Origin of the sequence: Agriterribacter sp. (assembly GCF_035497235.1) — a bacterium.
In the GTDB taxonomy this organism is placed as follows: domain Bacteria; phylum Bacteroidota; class Bacteroidia; order Chitinophagales; family Chitinophagaceae; genus Agriterribacter.
Map to the genome: position 1 here is coordinate 186,616 of NZ_DATJEB010000013.1, position 14,237 is coordinate 200,852.

Annotated in this window: 16 protein-coding genes; 1 reads left to right on the forward strand and 15 read right to left on the reverse strand. The window is 43.3% G+C overall.

The genetic code is table 11. The features are described from left to right. Positions 1–93: 93 nt before the first annotated feature. Entirely contained in the window at positions 94–1,107 is a 1,014-nt protein-coding gene (locus VL121_RS03765; RefSeq protein WP_325402304.1) for an AraC family transcriptional regulator, read from the reverse strand. A 494-nt stretch (positions 1,108–1,601) separates the two neighbouring features. Here VL121_RS03765 and VL121_RS03770 point away from each other — a divergent pair, with 494 nt between their 5' ends. Further along, a complete protein-coding gene (locus tag VL121_RS03770) occupies positions 1,602–2,969 on the forward strand; it encodes a dipeptidase (RefSeq protein WP_325402306.1) in 1,368 nt (455 codons plus the stop codon). A gap of 32 nt (positions 2,970–3,001) precedes the next feature. Here VL121_RS03770 and VL121_RS03775 read toward each other — a convergent pair whose 3' ends face one another. From VL121_RS03775 to VL121_RS03840, 14 genes are all read right to left on the reverse strand, one after another. Then, positions 3,002–3,370 (reverse strand): ApeI family dehydratase, encoded by a 369-nt coding sequence (locus VL121_RS03775; protein ID WP_325402308.1) that lies wholly within the window; start codon positions 3,368–3,370, stop codon positions 3,002–3,004. Beyond that, positions 3,354–3,977, reverse strand: coding sequence for a flexirubin biosynthesis protein LolB2 (gene lolB2, locus VL121_RS03780; protein WP_325402310.1), 624 nt, complete (start codon positions 3,975–3,977; stop codon positions 3,354–3,356). Before lolB2 ends, VL121_RS03775 begins: the two co-directional genes overlap by 17 nt. Next, the gene (gene lolA2 / locus VL121_RS03785) at positions 3,955–4,590 is read right to left on the reverse strand and encodes a flexirubin biosynthesis/transport protein LolA2 (RefSeq protein WP_325402312.1); all 636 of its coding nucleotides are present in this window, start codon (positions 4,588–4,590) and stop codon (positions 3,955–3,957) included. The genes lolB2 and lolA2 overlap by 23 nt, the downstream gene beginning before the upstream one ends. After that, on the reverse strand, positions 4,583–5,356 hold the full coding sequence (locus VL121_RS03790; protein WP_325402314.1) for a polysaccharide deacetylase family protein: 774 nt from the start codon (positions 5,354–5,356) through the stop codon (positions 4,583–4,585). The genes lolA2 and VL121_RS03790 overlap by 8 nt, the downstream gene beginning before the upstream one ends. Next, positions 5,350–6,399: a beta-ketoacyl synthase N-terminal-like domain-containing protein gene (locus VL121_RS03795; RefSeq protein ID WP_325402316.1), complete on the reverse strand. Its 1,050-nt coding sequence runs from the start codon at positions 6,397–6,399 to the stop codon at positions 5,350–5,352. Before VL121_RS03795 ends, VL121_RS03790 begins: the two co-directional genes overlap by 7 nt. A gap of 1 nt (position 6,400) precedes the next feature. After that, positions 6,401–7,600, reverse strand: a complete 1,200-nt coding sequence (locus VL121_RS03800; RefSeq protein ID WP_325402318.1) for a beta-ketoacyl-[acyl-carrier-protein] synthase family protein — start codon at positions 7,598–7,600, stop codon at positions 6,401–6,403. 55 nt (positions 7,601–7,655) lie between these two features. Continuing rightward, on the reverse strand, positions 7,656–7,919 hold the full coding sequence (locus tag VL121_RS03805; RefSeq protein WP_325402320.1) for a phosphopantetheine-binding protein: 264 nt from the start codon (positions 7,917–7,919) through the stop codon (positions 7,656–7,658). Continuing rightward, positions 7,900–8,544, reverse strand: a complete 645-nt coding sequence (locus VL121_RS03810) for a hypothetical protein (protein WP_325402322.1) — start codon at positions 8,542–8,544, stop codon at positions 7,900–7,902. The genes VL121_RS03805 and VL121_RS03810 overlap by 20 nt, the downstream gene beginning before the upstream one ends. Before the next feature lie 92 nt (positions 8,545–8,636). After that, a complete protein-coding gene (locus VL121_RS03815) occupies positions 8,637–9,878 on the reverse strand; it encodes an NAD(P)/FAD-dependent oxidoreductase (protein ID WP_325402324.1) in 1,242 nt (413 codons plus the stop codon). A 286-nt stretch (positions 9,879–10,164) separates the two neighbouring features. Next, positions 10,165–11,235 carry a class I SAM-dependent methyltransferase gene (locus tag VL121_RS03820; RefSeq protein WP_325402326.1) on the reverse strand — a complete coding sequence of 357 codons (1,071 nt, stop codon included), beginning with the start codon at positions 11,233–11,235 and terminating at the stop codon, positions 10,165–10,167. A 40-nt stretch (positions 11,236–11,275) separates the two neighbouring features. Next, entirely contained in the window at positions 11,276–12,418 is a 1,143-nt protein-coding gene (locus tag VL121_RS03825) for a beta-ketoacyl-[acyl-carrier-protein] synthase family protein (RefSeq protein WP_325402328.1), read from the reverse strand. Between the two features lie 101 nt (positions 12,419–12,519). Then, positions 12,520–12,945: an acyl-CoA thioesterase gene (locus VL121_RS03830; RefSeq protein WP_325402330.1), complete on the reverse strand. Its 426-nt coding sequence runs from the start codon at positions 12,943–12,945 to the stop codon at positions 12,520–12,522. Positions 12,946–12,979: 34 nt separating this feature from the next. Continuing rightward, positions 12,980–13,624: a hypothetical protein gene (locus VL121_RS03835; protein WP_325402332.1), complete on the reverse strand. Its 645-nt coding sequence runs from the start codon at positions 13,622–13,624 to the stop codon at positions 12,980–12,982. Continuing rightward, the gene (locus tag VL121_RS03840) at positions 13,621–14,049 is read right to left on the reverse strand and encodes a hotdog family protein (protein ID WP_325402334.1); all 429 of its coding nucleotides are present in this window, start codon (positions 14,047–14,049) and stop codon (positions 13,621–13,623) included. Before VL121_RS03840 ends, VL121_RS03835 begins: the two co-directional genes overlap by 4 nt. Positions 14,050–14,237: the final 188 nt, after the last annotated feature.

The window sequence follows — 14,237 nt, forward strand, 5'->3', positions numbered from 1 at the left end:
CGGATAACACAATACTATTTCAAAAAAAAAATATAATTGTTCAATTAATTTCAATGAAGAAATTTGTACAAAATGAGGATCAGTGAGAAGCGATTAGCTTTTTAAGTGAAGATAACGGTAGGCGGTGGGTGAACACCCGTATTGCTTCCTGAATACAGTTGAGAAATACTGACTGCTTGTAAAGCCACAATCATAACAAATTTCATTAATACCCCTGGCATGCTGGCTGACAAGGATATCCGCTGCCATTTCCAGCCGTACATGCGTGAGATAATTCATAGGTGTCATATTAGTCAATTGCCTGAAATAATGTACAAAACGGGTAACCTTCAGTCCACAGTATTCGGCCATGTGCTCCAGTGTCCAGGGTTCGAAATAGCTTTTGCGCAGATCCTTGATAAAAAGCTGCACTGTTCTGCTGCTGTTCACTAAACTCTCGTCCCATTGAAAAGGGCCATTCCTGAAAAATTCAAGGAAATGCATCAGTAACTCATTGATATAAATGGCAATCCAGGACTCTTTTTCTCCCGATTTGTCACAGGTAATCACGTTACCAATTTTTTGAAAGCATTTCCTGATCTCCTGGTTGGTTTTCCAGATGGGTTGTTCGTTTTGGCGCAACATCCCTGTAAGTTCATTAAGGTCTTTTGCTGTAAGGGTTATCCATGGAGGCCATTTCCATTCCTGGTGAGGGCAGCGTACGCCTACATCCAGTATAACCCAATATAGCTTACCTATCCCGATATAAGGGTCACCCAGCTTATGTGGTTGCCAGGGCCGTGTAATGGTAACCTCGTTGGGATGAACAATATACTGATCATTAGCAAGTGAAAACGGCATGGTGCCTGTTTCAAGAAAAGTGATCTCGATCCCCTCATTTCTGTGCCAGTTCAAACCCCAGTCCTGTTGAAAGGTGGCATCCCAATAACCAACACTGCTTACACAAGGTAAGACCCCGTTTTCCATTTTATAAGTTGCCGGGTAGCTCGAACGCGCCCACGCCTCAAGCGTTACCCTTCCTTTTTTCCAGGCTGCCACAAGTGGCTTGCAGGTATCGGAATAGTATGTTTTATTCAGCTCCTGATAAGATGGCCTGATACTTATCATCTCAATAAATTTAGGGCATGCAATAGCTATAAAGATAAATTAAATTTCTTTTTAACCGCAAAACTCGAAAGTAAGAGGCGCATTTCAAATTAGCCAGGCCGCACGGAAGCAAAACAGGTATTGATACAATCACTCCCGAAAGCAATGAATGGAAAACAAGTCCATTATATAATTCACCTTGTTGTAACAATATTCAACAATAAAGAGATGTTCACCGTAAAAAACAATATCCATATAGCCCTTAATTGGCTCAGCCTTTGCCAGAACCTTCCTGTAACGGTTAGACCAGCAAAGGCTGATATATGACTTGCAATACGATGGCAAAGATAAGGCTATGCATTTCACAGGTAGAATGATACGGGCAAAAAAAATGTGAAATTATTTTTGAACGCCGAACTGGTAACACACCGGCTTTACGGTTCAACTTTATCCCGGCGGGTATGCAAAAACCACCTAATTTCGCTATACCTGTTTTCACCTGAAATTAAAAGATCATGCAAGTATGGAATGAGTACCAGCTAAAAAATAAAGACCGCTTTTTGAATGAGTTACTGGACCTGTTGCGCATCCCTTCTGTAAGCGCCAGCAGCACCCATAAAAAAGATATGGTAACCTGCGCTGAGGCCGTTAAACAAAGATTATTAGAAGCCGGCGCAGATAAAGCTGAAATATTTTCTACCGAAGGGCATCCTGTAGTATATGGAGAAAAAATAACCGACCCGGCCAAACCAACCGTGCTGGTATATGGCCATTATGATGTGCAGCCCCCGGATCCGCTTGATTTATGGAACAGCGGACCTTTTGATCCCGTGATTAAGGATGGGAAAGTTTTTGCCCGCGGGTCCTGCGATGATAAAGGTCAGTTTTATATGCATATTAAAGCACTGGAAACACTGGTTAAAACCAATACCCTGTTTACCAATATAAAATTCATCATTGAAGGGGAGGAAGAAATTGGTTCTCCTAATTTGGCCAAATTTGTTTCTTCGCATAAAGCATTGCTAAGTGCCGATGTAATTCTTATCAGCGATACGGCAATGATCAGCATGGAAAACCCTTCGATAGATATAGGCGTTCGCGGGCTTTCCTATATTGAGGTAGAGGTATCGGGGCCTAACCGCGATCTGCACAGTGGCGTATATGGCGGCGCCGTTGCCAACCCCATTACCATACTTGCAAAAATGATCGCTTCCTGTCACGATGAAAACAACCATATTACCATCCCCGGGTTTTACAATGATGTAGTAAATGCTACTACGGAAGAAAGAAAACTAATGGCTGAAGCCCCTTTTGATGAAGAAGCATATAAAAAAGATCTTGGAGTGAGTGCATTGTGGGGAGAAAAAGGATATACAACCAATGAAAGAACAGGCATCCGCCCCACACTGGAGCTAAACGGTATTTGGGGCGGTTATACAGGAGAGGGCGCCAAAACGGTTTTACCTGCAAAAGCGCATGCAAAAATATCTGCACGGCTGGTTCCCAACCAGTCATCAGCAAATATAACCGCCAAACTGTTACACTACTTTAAGCAAATTGCGCCCCCGGGCGTAACAGTAAAAGCAGCAGAACATCATGGCGGGGAGCCCTATATGACTCCTATTGACTCCCCCGCCTATAGGGCGGCGGCCAGGGCCATTGAAACTACTTTTGGCAAAGCACCCATTCCCGTTCGTGGTGGCGGAAGCATTCCTATATGCTCGCTGTTTGAAAAAGAACTGGGAATTAAAATTGTGTTTATGGGATTTGGATTAGACAGTGACAACCTGCATTCACCCAACGAAAAGTTTGATATTTTCAACTTTTATAAGGGCATTGAAACCATCCCGTATTTCCACCGGTTCTTTGCCGAACAACGGTAGAGGCTTATCACTTATAGCAAACAGGCTACCGGCTATAGTATGGTAAAATGCCCTTTCAACTTCAGGCAAATAATATCTTCCCTTAGTATTGTGCCGGTAACGTTAACTCCGCCATTATTGTTCTGATACATAATGCGGATTGTTATCTGCAGGACATTCCGGGGGTCAATTACGGAAAGAAATTTTATATGATCAGACTGCTGCAGCAGCATCGTTTTGCCCGTAACGGTTTCCAGTAATTCTTTGATCATCTGTACCATACACACTCCCGGCACTACGGGCTGCCCTGGAAAATGCCCTTCAAATATCGGGTGCTCCGGGTTCAGCTTCAGCGTAGCCTGTATCGTATTATTTTCCTCCGTTAATTGCGTGATGGTATAAAAATCATCTTTCAATATCATACAAACGTTTTAAACCTATATCAAAACTAAAATTGTGGTGTTTAATACCCATACTATCCGGCATACCGCTGTTACCCGCCAGCATTACAGCTTCCATCACTTTTTTTCTCCTGCTTCCCCTTTCCATCCGCAGCAGGTTAGCACAGGCGCTATCGGTAATGTAATAATAAAAATCTTTCCCGTTTGGGAATACGCGGTAATACCCTTCTTCTTCTTTTAACGTGTACGATCCGGGCGCATTAAGGTGTTGCATCAGTACCAGCTCAAAATCTTTACGCAGGGTTCTGATCACCGGTTTTTTATCCATTTTGCTGAAAATATAATGCACCTTAAATGCACCTTTATTCCATTCAAAATCAAAGAAGGTAAAGCCGGCTTCGCTGGAGAAAACCATTCTTACGCTGCAGTCGGGCATAGTTTTGATCAGCAGCAACCCGCTCAGGTGCTTACCGGTTACATTTACCTGAGCAGTGTATAAAGCACGGGTAAAGGAAGGTTTAAAAGCCGCAACACAACCTGCACCGGCTTCCGTATGCTGCAATTTTTTATAGGCAGAAGAACAGGCGGCGCATACCAGCCAGCAACTAACGTATAGCAAACAACGCATCGGCAAGCGGTGTATTGAATTGACGGTTAATAAAACTAATGCTGGTATCATCGCCCGATGGCTCATGCATTTCAATGCGCGACACGGCATAATCTTTTTTCTCAATGATCATATTAACATGGCTGAAGAAGGTTTTCAGGTTTTTATCAACGGGTGAAAGCTCCGCCAGGTATGCCGTACTGCCCTCAAATATCCGCGCCTTAAAATCACTCCCCTGTAAAGCCTTACCATTTACACAGTCTATTATTATTTTATTGATCTGCTGAAAAAGCTTATTGGATTTGGTGGATATTTTATTTTCCTTCTGGTTGTCTTTTATATACACATTACTCCCGTTAATGACCATCAGGTACTGAAAGGGCTGTGTATATTCCATGCGCACGGCATTTTCCTTCCTGAACCAGAACTTTCCTTTTGACACAATTTTTTCCGCCAGCAGGCTCAGGTTCTTTTCCTGTACAAAGTCGCTTTTAATGGTATTTGTTTTTTGCGAGGCTGCGGTAAACTGAGTATGAAAAGAAGCAGCGTCTGCCAGCAGCTTATACCCGGGGTATTGTGCCTTTACAGCCATTGCGGCTATCCATAGTATTGCAGTCAAAAACATTTCACGCATAAGGCTCCAAATTAAGCAATTTGTCTAACCGCACAATTTCATAGCCCTTTTGCTTCACTTGTTGTATAAATGCAGGAAGCATATCCAGCGTAACTTTGCTGGTATCATGAAACAATATGATGGCACCCGGCTTTAACGATCCGGTAACTTTTGCCAGTAATTTCCGGGCGTCTTTTGCCACGGTATCCATTGAACGTACTGTCCATCCTATAGGGATAAAATTATTTTTTTCGATCGCTTTTTTAAGGTTGGGATTGGTAACACCATAAGGCGGCCGGAATAAGCGGGGTTTAACGCCCGTAACTTTTTGCATGGCGTCATTCATCAACTGCAGGTCCTTAGACATTTTTTGTGCCGGAAAAAGATCAAACCAGAGGTCGTGCGAATAGCTGTGATTACCGATAACATGTCCTTCATCATATACCTGCTTCAATAAATCCTCATTTTCTTTTATACGTTTGCCAATACAGAAAAAAGCGGCCTCCACGCCATGCATTTTTAAAACCTGGAGTATCTGCGGCGTATATAAAGGCAGGGGACCATCATCAAAGCTAATGGCAATTACTTTGCGTGTAGTATTGGCGGCAGAAATCGTTTTCAGGTAAAAACCAGACCGTACATTATAACTGCCGTAAAAAAGAAAGGATAAATAAGCCAGCAGCAGTATAATAAAAGCGTATACCGGGATGCTGTGAAAAAAATGATACCCGATCATACCGATCAGCAGGGTAATAAAAATAATATTGATGGTATTAAAGTTCAGCATGCAGACAGGAGGTATAAAGCGTGATGGGTATTTTGATAGTGATTGTATATTAAAACGCGCCGGGGTTGAATGGTAACAGGATTAATGAAAGCACAGGAAGGTGCAAGTGCCGTTTTTACCATGTTGGCGGCCAACCACAATGCAAAGGCAGTTGCGGTAGGATATTCACCGCACAAATGCTTGAACCGGGCGCCGGGTTTGCCCCGGAATAGGGTTTGTGCAAGCTGTTCATATACCGCATCTTCCTGTACGTTGCCGTTATGCCCGGTTATAACCAGGTCAATATCTTCCATACCAACAGTATGGGCAGATAAAAAATACCGGATATTTTTTTCGATTTCCGCAATGTTCTCCGGTTTATAAAAAGTATGCACGCCGTTTAACTGCGCATAATCGTTGCCGGAAGGTTGTGCGGCCAATAAAAAAAAGGCAGTGCCTTCACCTGCAATCGTTCCTTTTGATTCGTTATTGTATAAGGAAATGTTATCAGCAATATTCCTTTTATAGAGGCCAAAGCGGCTGAGCAAAGTATAGCTGGTGCCGGTGAGCTCATCTATACCGCCTGCCAGCGCGGTTTTCACCTGCTGCTCTTTTAGTAAAGTGATTGCATCTAACAACGCGCTCTCAAAAGAAAATCCCCGGTGTACAAAAGTATTGTTATAGTTATGGCATTTGAGCAGCAAAGCGATTTGCGCCCCCACGGTATTGTGGGTTGACTGAATGAAAGCTGTAGGTGTAAGCAATTCTTCCCCGTTCTCTGCCATTTTAGTAAGAAAAGTTTCCGTATCGGCCAGGCAACCATAGGCTGTGCCGGTAATAATTGCGCCCGGCATTTCCGTTGCTGATCCTTTTAAACAATTTATCGCGGCGGCTACACCCATTTTTATAATACGGCTCATGCGCCTGATCATTTTAGGATCAATGAGCCGGGCATAATCGGGCTCTATACAACTGAGCCGGTTACCTGTATATACAGCCGGCTCCGATAGTAACCGCTCAAATGAGTATTGGGGTGATATGCCTGCCGTAGCCTGTATATACATTTTACACTTTTGAAAAAATAAGCGATGAACAATTTCCGCCAAAGCCAAATGAATTGGAAAGCACATGGCGAACGGGAACACCCTTCCTGAAATGTTTTTCCGGCACAAATGGCAGGTCTTTCATGGGTGTTTCGAGGCGCAGGTTGGGATAGATCAATCCGTGCTGGATGGCCAGCATAGAAAATACGGCTTCTATTCCTCCACTTGCCCCCAGCGTATGGCCGGTAAAGGATTTGGTAGAACTCATGGGCGGGTAGTGCCCTTCAAACAACATTTTAATGGCTGTGCCTTCCGCTATATCATTATTTTGCGTGCCGGTACCATGCAGGTTTATATAATCCATTTCACCAGGCTGCAAACCACTTTGCTTCAATGCCCCCTTCATGGCCAGGTAAGAACCGGTACCATCGGGAGAGGATGCGGTTTGATGATAAGCGTCATTGGCATTGCAATAGCCGCTTAATGTACAAACAGGTTGATGCGATAAGGTAGCAGCAACTTTTTCAGACACGAGTACTACATAACCCGCGCCTTCTCCAAGGTTCAACCCCCTGCGGTTTTCATCAAAAGGCTGACAGTACTGCCGGTCTACAATCATCAGGGTATTGAAACCATTGAGCGTAAACCTGGTAAGGGCATCCGTTCCGCCGGCAATTACCACATCCAGCATATTTTGCCTGATAAGCCTTGCCCCAAAGAAAATGGCGTTGGCAGATGAGGAACAGGCGGTACTGACGGTAGAAACATAATTTTTTATGCCCAGTTGATCGGCCACCAGTTCGGTAGCAGCGCCGCATTCGTGATACACAATATTGCGTAACCTGCCTTTATGCGGATCACTTAAAAAATCCGAAAAAAAATCTTCTGTCTTGTCCATTCCGCCTACCGTATTAGCAGAAATAAAACCCGTACGCAGCTCACTGAATTTTTCTATAGCAGCATGGTGCAGCGCTTCTTTTGCAGCGATAGCAGAAAGCAATGCCATACGGCTGATATGCGCGGGCATGCCCGCCATTGCCGCCAGCTCTTCATTACCCGCTTTTACTTCTGCCACGGGCAGCTTATGCCGGTGTGCCGAATGCAGATACTTCATTTCGTCCATACCGGCAGCCGCATTTTCAAGCGCAGCAAGGTTTCCGGCTATAGTATGTCCTATAGCGGAAATAACGCCGGCGCCTGCAATAAAAACGGGGGTACTCATATTTCAGATTTGAAATTTGAGATTTTACTGTTCAAATCAACCATGTACGATACCACTATACTGTTTTGGGCTGATGTTCTGTAATATACTGCGCCATTGTTCTAACAGAGCGGAATACATGCTGACCTTCTTCCGCACTGGCAAGTTTTATTTTATATTCCTGCTGTAGCAATACAATCAATTCCAGCGCATCAATAGAATCCAGTCCCAGCCCTTCCACAAAAAGCGGCTGATCATCGCCGATATCTCCGGGTTTCATATCTTTCAGGTTCAGTTGCGCTATGATCTGCTGTTTCAGATCAGCCATTAATTTCTCCATTAGCTATCTCGTAAATTTGATGAATATGCTCTATATCAAATGGTAAAACCCCTTTTTGCGGGCGATTTTCCACTAAATAAACCACAGCTTTATACGCCTCTCCCAAGCATTCTATCCAACCGCCTATACATGCTTTAACGCGTTTGCGCGCTACCAGGTCCTGTACATAAAACTGCATGAAGTCCACATCAAAGCGGTCACTCACAAAAAAAGCGTTCTCTCCCTTACACCGGTGCCTGATGCTCACTTCACCAATTACAATATTAGGCAAAGTATATACAAATTGGGCCGGACTGGGAATGTTTTTAACGGATTCGAAGTAATGAAGGTCGGCATCAAGGCTGGAATTAGCGTTGCTGAATACGACACCAATGTTTTCAGGATTGTATTCTTCTGCGATTTGCCGTTCTTTCAGCAATAGTTCTACGGCTAAAAACCCGAGTTTACACAGATTATCCATTTTATAAAATTTGGGATAATCCACATTAAAATATTTGTATGCCGAAAGCAGGAAATCGGTTGTGCTGCTATTGGTTTCATTTTTCAAAAGCAGCATACCGTCTTTATATACCTCATCATGGCTTATGCAGCAATGAGCAGTGATGTATGTTCGTGAATCTGACAAAATATGAATGTTGTTTTTATTAGCGGTCAGCTATCAGTCAGCAATCAGCTATGAGCCTGCATATCTCACTACCACTTACTTCTCACTCACCCTCATTTCAAACTGTCCCGCATGGTTATTATCCGGGCCAGCTTGTGCAGTGCAGTAGTGTGATCTTTTACATACGGATTGGTGGTATCCCACACATAACCCGCTAAAACGGAACAAATCTGGCTTTTAATGAGCGGGTCCTGGTCATCGGCAAAGAAAATGGTATCCAGCGTTCCTTCATACCATGCCATTACATAAGAACGGAAAGTATTTACGCCCTGCATCATAATATCCATGTACTCCTTATCCCAGTCTACTGCTTCTCCTTGGAGTTTACGGATCACTAATTTTGCGGCTAGCTGACTGGAAACGGTAGCCAGCGTAACACCTGAAGAGAATACGGGATCCAAAAACTCTGTTACATTTCCGGTAAGTACAAACCCGTTACCGTAAAATTTATCGGTTGTAGACGACCATGACTGCAATGTTCGTGGTTCAAACACCAGTTCCACATCTTTAAACCGCTCCTTTAAATACGGTTCAGTGGCTATCATTGCACGGAACTTCTCTTCCGGCGAACCTTCAAAATCTTCAAAGAACTCAGGGAATCCCACAAAACCCAAAGAGGTAATGCCATTGGCGAAAGGAATGATCCATATCCATACCGATTTTTTGTGCACCACAATGGTAATGCGGTTAGGCTCGTCAGACATGGCGCGTTTTGTATCTACCGTATGCGCAAACAGGGCTTTTCTTGCCGGCAGGTTGGAAGGCTTTTCCATATTGAACATACGGGGTATCACCCGCCCGTAACCGCTGCCATCTATAATAAAGCGGGCCTCAATATATTGTTTATTGCCATTGGCGTTTTCAACAGTAGTTACGGATTTCCCGTCATCATTAAATGCAATATGCGTTACCGTTGTTTCATACTGAACAGGCACGCCCATTTTTTCAACGGTTCGCGCAAGCGTATGATCAAAGTCGGCACGCTGCACCTGCCAGGTTTTTTTCCAGCCCTGGGTAAACTGGTCGGCAAACTGGTAGTCGCATATTTTACCATTCTTTACAAACTTGGCTCCATTCTTTTCCTGGAAGCCTCTTTCTGCCACCGCATCTAAAAATTTAGCTTCTTCGAGGGCTTCCATACAGCGGGGTAAAAGACTTTCCCCGATCACAAAACGGGGAAATTTCATTTTCTCAACAATGCGCACTTTATACCCTGCCTGGTGAACAATGGAGGCGGCAACCGTTCCCGAAGGACCTGCGCCAATGACCAATACATCTGTTTTTTCTGTTTGCATAATATATTATAAATAAGAACCAAAAAACAAATAACAAGAACCAAATAAAATACAAAAATTAAAATCCAAATGCGATCAGCAGTCAGCGATCAGCCATCAGTTGCTGTAAGCTTCGTAATACCAGCTTTTCCACCTGGCAATTCCTTTCCGCAAACCTCCTGGGCTTCGCCAATCGCCAATTATCACATTTTCACACCTTCACATTTCCCGCATCCACAATGTTGCGGTCTTACACTCCTTCGTTGCGTACCGACCACCACATTTTCAAATTACCACATTTTCAAATTCACTTCTTCTTCCTGCATTTCAGCAAGCTATGGCTCAACCCTATGCCATCGGTTTGTTCTGCAATTTCAAAACCTGCATCATATATACATTGTTTAAAAACCCTGGAATCATACATCTGGCTGTTGCCGTTTGCCAGCGCGGTGAAGTAGATGGATGTTTGCTGCAGGCAAAAAGCCGCAGTTTCAAACCGCTGCGTATCCCAGAACGCTTCCAGGATAAGTATATAACCATCATCATCTATAGCCGTGGCGCAGCGCTTTAAGATAGAAACAATTTCCGCTTCAGAAAAGCAATCTAAAAACTGGCTCATCCATATTGCATCAAATCCTTTGGGAAAAGGCTGGCTTTCATCTAAAATATTGGTTGGATAAAAAGATACCCGGTTAGTAAGCCCCAGCTCCTCCATCCTTTTTTTAGCCATATTTAACTGTCCGGGCAAATCCATAATGGTAATATGTATATCCGGCGCATGGTTTGCCGAGGCAATGGCCCATTTGCCGGTATTTCCCCCAATGTCTAATATATTTTTGATGCCATCTTTATATACATGTTTTATCACTGCCGGAAAAGCATTATCAGAAAAGAAATGATCGAAGGCAAACCAGCTTTTCTGCACATGCGCCGGCAATTGCGACAGCCCTTCATAAATGGTAGGCCAGTTACCGAATGTTTTAAGTCCTTCGGGCCTGCCGGTTTCAATGCTTTTGTCCAAATCAAACAATCCCGTGTAACATACATCGTGCACAAAGTCCATATTTACTTTCGTAAGCGGATCGTGTAAAATAAAGTAGCCCGTTCGGGTTAAAGTATACTTGCCCTCATTTTCCACAACCAATCCTATTCCCAATGCCGATTCCAGCAATACCCTTACGCCGTAATGAGGCAACTGCACACGGGTTTTAATTTCTTCAAGCGTTATGCCGGCGGAGGCGCTTTCTTCTATAACGCTTAATATACCCTTGTCTCTCATTACCCTGGCTACCTGGAATACCACGGGACCGAATGCAATAAACTGAGCCAGATCCTTAGCTTCCAAAGCTGTTTTCTTATCCTTTTTAAAAAATTTCATGTAATAAAATGTACTGTGGTTATGGTTTATGGTTAAATAATTAAATAGCCTTTTGCAGCACGATTGCCGCGTTACAACCCCCAAATCCCGATGCGGTTTTTAAACAGGCGCCGTATATGCCGGTTTGCAATACCTTATTGATATGCAAAGGTACCGTGGTGCCTGGCGTTTCAAATCCGGGCGTGGGCAATATCATATTTGCTTTTAACGAATGTGCGGATGCTACGGTTTCAATTAAACCGGCGGCACCCAGCGTATGACCGTAATATCCTTTCAAACTGTTAACAGGAACCTGCTGTAATCCCGAAAGCTGGATGGCTTTAGCTTCCATTTCATCATTATATATGGTAGCTGTTCCATGTGCCGAAATAAAATCAATCGCGCTTTTAGCCATACCCGCTTCCTTCACAGCGGCTTCTATGGCATAGTGTAATTCTTCACCCGTGCGGGAAGGCCCGGAAATATGATTGGCATCGTTACTCACCGCTCCGCCCGAAAGCCTTATATAGTTTTTCGTTTGCGGCTTTTCTACAGAAAGCACCACGGTAGCGGCGGCTTCCCCCAAGGTAATGCCGTTACGTTGGGCGTCAAAAGGCTTACAGGGCGCATTGCTGATGGCATGAAAAGACCGGAAGCCCGATAATATGAATTGCGTAATGATATCCGCCCCCGCTACCACCGCATGATCAAAGCGACCGCTCTGCAATAGCCGCATACCCGTAATGAGCGCCACCAAACCCGAAATGCAGGCGTGCGACACGACTACCGGATTGGTTGTGAAATGAAAATAATCTGCCACCGCACGGGCCGAAGCAGGCAACCCTACCCGCCTTTTCACATCCGCGTTGAATGGCTCCTTTTCTATAAGACTGATATTACCTTTGGTGGAAGAAATGATCAATACCGTTCTTTTGCCGGCACAATCAACAGGAGCAAGCGATAAGGCATCCTGAACGGATGTAATGAGCAACCGTTCAAACTTAGTATAGGCATCCGCGTTATTTACGGAAGCCGTAAAACCGGCGTCTTCATTAAATAAAGCGGCATAAAAAGGTTCGGGAGCAATGGTTGTATGATGTAACTGTATACCCGAAACTCCCGCTTTCAGCAAATCAAAGTTTTCATTTGCCGTTAGCGCTATCGGTGATACAATATTATCTGCAATAATAAAAACCGGTTTCATCCGTACACATTTATTTTTTACATTTTTGCCGGATAAAACACCCTTTATACATTCTCCTATGTGAAAAAAATTTATACGGCGTTTCATGGGCTTCTTAAAAATCAGGTCAGCCCATACTTCATTTTCCAGGCTTCAAAAAAAGGAGGATTGATTAATTGTAATACGGATGTTTCTTTGTTCAAAAAAACCTGTACCGAGCTTCCTGTTGCTACCAATTGGCCGGAGCTGGAATTGAATAACCTGTATTCAAATTTGAGCTTAGCGGCTTCACAGGGTACATAAATCGTTTCCACTATTACTTTCTCTCCATATTTTAACGACCGTTTAAAATCGCATTGAATACTTACGATAGGGATGATAAGATCCTGCCTGTAAAAATCAAGATAACCGATCCCATGCTCATTACCGAAAGCTTCCCGCCCGTCTTCAAAATACCGGATATAATGCCCGTGCCATACTATACCTAATGGATCAGCTTCATTAAACCGTACATTAATTTCAATTTTCCCCGATAAGGTTTTTTCCATTATTTGTTTTTTCCCTCTAACTGTGATCCAATCCTTAGCCAGCGTTTGCCTTCCATTCTTTGTATTTAGACTTTTGGATATCTTTTAATACTTCCGCTATTGTTTTGGCCCAATAGTTTCTAAAGCCAAACCCGGCCGCCTTAGCGGTCATGCGTTCGGTAAGCAGCACTTTGCCTGAAGCAAGATCAACTAAGGTTACATACATAGAAGCCTGGGCCGAAGCTTTGTTCATACTTTCCATAATGAACATCAGTCCAATACCTTTTTTACCCGTAAACTTATATCCTTTAACAATAGATTCGATGGTAGCTTTGGTAAACCTTACTTCATCAGCGCTACTTTCAATAATCTTTTCAGCGTCTATTTTAGCATTCTTCGCGTTAACAAAACTAACATCATTTGTTACATCGGACTTTGAAAGCGCTTTCTGAAAATCGTATTTTTTAGGTTCATTTACAATTACCTGGTTAATGGCGGCAAACTGCCTGTCTCTTATATCCATAGCATTGGCGGCAATGTCGTTCAGTACTTTGGACTGGGTGAAATCAACCCCCAGGTAAGTAAGCGGAACCTCTGAAGAATTAAAAAATTCTTTTAAAGTTTGCGCGGAAACCGGCCGGGTTCCCATAAGCAGGAGTATGGCAGCAAACAGCCATTTCGATGAAAATACATGTTTCATACTATTGCAGATTTATTGGTTGACTGAATAAAAATCTTCATTTCGCATTGCGCCAGTACTACGCCATTGCAACTTATTTTTCCCGCAATTACAGTAATATCAAATACCTGGTTTTTAATGACGATTTCAGTTTCGAGTTCATCACCTACCCCAGGTAAAGCCATAACGTGCAGGTTTTGCACCGCGCCTATAAAACCCACCGGAACAGGTTCCTTTTTTTGGCTGCAAATATAGCCTATTCTGGCAGCGGCTGTTTGTGCCATATTTTCTACCAGGGCCGGTTCCGTAAGCCTTCCGTTCACGGTAAAAATATTATCAGCGCTCACCTTAAATTTGGTGGTGCCGGTATTACTATCCGCAGCTACCAGTTCATCTACCATCACAAAAGGAGGCCGCTGGGGAATGAATGCCAGGATATCTTTCATTATAACAATAAATTACCTGTTTAAAACTTATACAAGTCTGCGCTGCAAAGTATGGATTTATAGTTTAATGTCAAAAAACAGGATCATCTCTCTGCCCGCATTTTCCCGGTCGAAATCAGTATTTAATCAATTGATTAAATAATTTGTTTAAATTAATCCAATTAATTTTTAGTTTTGTGAAATAATAA

Bases quoted from the DNA above. Each gene is read 5' to 3' on its own strand.
- VL121_RS03805 (WP_325402320.1), bottom strand. From the start codon at position 7,919: ATGGAGAAATTAATGGCTGATCTGAAACAGCAGATCATAGCGCAACTG.
- VL121_RS03815 (WP_325402324.1), bottom strand. From the start codon at position 9,878: ATGCAAACAGAAAAAACAGATGTATTGGTCATTGGCGCAGGTCCTTCG.
- VL121_RS03795 (WP_325402316.1), bottom strand. From the start codon at position 6,399: ATGTATATACAGGCTACGGCAGGCATATCACCCCAATACTCATTTGAG.
- VL121_RS03825 (WP_325402328.1), bottom strand. From the start codon at position 12,418: ATGAAACCGGTTTTTATTATTGCAGATAATATTGTATCACCGATAGCG.
- VL121_RS03790 (WP_325402314.1), bottom strand. From the start codon at position 5,356: ATGCTGAACTTTAATACCATCAATATTATTTTTATTACCCTGCTGATC.
- VL121_RS03820 (WP_325402326.1), bottom strand. From the start codon at position 11,235: ATGAAATTTTTTAAAAAGGATAAGAAAACAGCTTTGGAAGCTAAGGAT.
- VL121_RS03775 (WP_325402308.1), bottom strand. From the start codon at position 3,370: ATGATATTGAAAGATGATTTTTATACCATCACGCAATTAACGGAGGAA.
- lolB2 (WP_325402310.1), bottom strand. From the start codon at position 3,977: ATGCGTTGTTTGCTATACGTTAGTTGCTGGCTGGTATGCGCCGCCTGT.
- VL121_RS03835 (WP_325402332.1), bottom strand. From the start codon at position 13,624: ATGAAACATGTATTTTCATCGAAATGGCTGTTTGCTGCCATACTCCTG.
- VL121_RS03830 (WP_325402330.1), bottom strand. From the start codon at position 12,945: ATGGAAAAAACCTTATCGGGGAAAATTGAAATTAATGTACGGTTTAAT.
- VL121_RS03765 (WP_325402304.1), bottom strand. From the start codon at position 1,107: ATGATAAGTATCAGGCCATCTTATCAGGAGCTGAATAAAACATACTAT.
- VL121_RS03800 (WP_325402318.1), bottom strand. From the start codon at position 7,600: ATGAGTACCCCCGTTTTTATTGCAGGCGCCGGCGTTATTTCCGCTATA.
- VL121_RS03770 (WP_325402306.1), top strand. From the start codon at position 1,602: ATGCAAGTATGGAATGAGTACCAGCTAAAAAATAAAGACCGCTTTTTG.
- lolA2 (WP_325402312.1), bottom strand. From the start codon at position 4,590: ATGCGTGAAATGTTTTTGACTGCAATACTATGGATAGCCGCAATGGCT.
- VL121_RS03840 (WP_325402334.1), bottom strand. From the start codon at position 14,049: ATGAAAGATATCCTGGCATTCATTCCCCAGCGGCCTCCTTTTGTGATG.